The 1559-nt window shown below is 58.3% G+C and carries 1 protein-coding gene; it reads left to right on the top strand.

What is annotated here, in order from left to right; translation table 11 throughout:
* Nucleotides 1-88 precede the first annotated feature (88 nt).
* The gene (locus tag D1012_RS21820; RefSeq protein WP_118156230.1) at nucleotides 89-1468 is read left to right on the top strand and encodes an ISNCY family transposase; all 1380 of its coding nucleotides are present in this window, start codon (nucleotides 89-91) and stop codon (nucleotides 1466-1468) included.
* Nucleotides 1469-1559 lie beyond the last annotated feature (91 nt).

Raw genomic sequence — 1559 nt, 5'->3', positions numbered from 1 at the left:
TGTAGGCGCAAAGTAGAAATGTCCCATGTGAGCAAAGTTAAAGTGTCACCCTCCCTGTGTTGCCAGCTTGGCGCTTTGGAGGATGCACATGGGATGGGTCATGATGAGCGAGCGCGAGCTTGGGCGGATCGAAGTTCTTTCGCGGGTTGTGGATGGCAGTATGAGCGCCGCAACAGCGGCGTCCGTGCTTGCAGTCAGCACTCGGCAGATCCGACGCATGGTCAAACGCTTCCGCGAGGATGGTGCGGCGGCGCTTCGGCACGGGTTGCGTGGGCGTCCCTCGAACAACCAGATCCGCGCCGGGCTTCGCGAGGACGTCACGCGATTGGTGCGCAAACACTTTGCCGATTTTGGCCCGACGCTTGCCGCGGAGAAACTGCTCGAGCGGCACGGTCTGAAAGTGTCCCGCGAGACTTTGCGCGGCTGGATGGCCGAGGAAGGTTTGTGGCTGTCGCGCAAGCAGCGTCGAACCTTTCACCAACCGCGGCTGCGGCGCGAACGTGTCGGCGAGCTGATCCAGATCGACGGTTCGGATCATCACTGGTTCGAGGATCGCGCCGACCGCTGCACCCTGCTTGTGTTTATTGATGATGCGACGAGTACCCTGATGCAAATGCGTTTTGTCCCTTCCGAAAGCACCTTCGCTTATTTCGAGGCGCTGGATGGCTATCTTGAACAGCATGGCCGCCCTGTGGCGTTCTACTCAGACAAGCACTCGATCTTTCGGGTCGCCAAGGCCGAGGCCAAGACCGGCCATGGCATGACGCAGTTCGGGCGTGCACTTGCAGAGCTAAACATCGAGATTCTTTGTGCAAATTCGAGCCAGGCCAAGGGTCGGGTGGAGCGTGCCAACCGAACCTTACAGGATCGTCTGGTCAAGGAACTGCGACTTGAAAGTATCAGCGACATGACCGCCGGGAATGCGTTCCTGCCCGAGTTCATGGTTCGGTTCAATGCGCAATTCGCCAAAATCCCGGCTAGGCCGGACAACCTGCACAGGCCATTGAATATCGCCAGAGACCGCAAGGCCGAGATCCTGTGCTGGCGAGATCAACGCTATGTCGACCGGCAACTGACCCTTCGCTACGAACGCAAGCGCATCATGTTGGAACAGAACGAGGTAACCAAAGGTCTGATCGGCAAGTATGTCGAGACATACGTTTTTGCGGACGGCCGGCTCGACATCCGCTGGAAAGGCCTTTCTCTGCCCTACAGCGCATTCGACGACAACCAGCAGCATGTCACCCATGCAGCCATCACCGAGAACAAGCGACTGAGTGAGGTTCTGGCCTATACGAAGGCATTGCAAGACGCGGCACCGCCGAAGGTGAAGACGGTTGGCAAACAGAAATCACGGTATGAGCCGACTGGCAAGAAAAGCTCAGGCCGACGGTCATGGCTGGACAAACGCGCCGAGCGCCGGGCTGAAGAAGCCGCGCAAGTGGCGGGACAGGCCTCCGATGTGTGATGTCTCCACCCTGCCCCGCCACACCCCGATTGAGTCGAGAAAGGACATTTCTACTTTGATGAAGCGCGGACTCATTATCTTGGTGACAACA

The organism is Pseudotabrizicola alkalilacus (assembly GCF_003443995.1).
GTDB classification, from domain to species: Bacteria; Pseudomonadota; Alphaproteobacteria; order Rhodobacterales; family Rhodobacteraceae; genus Pseudotabrizicola; species Pseudotabrizicola alkalilacus.
Note: the sequence above shows the minus strand (reverse complement) of the source record. Positions and strands in the feature narration are given on the sequence as shown.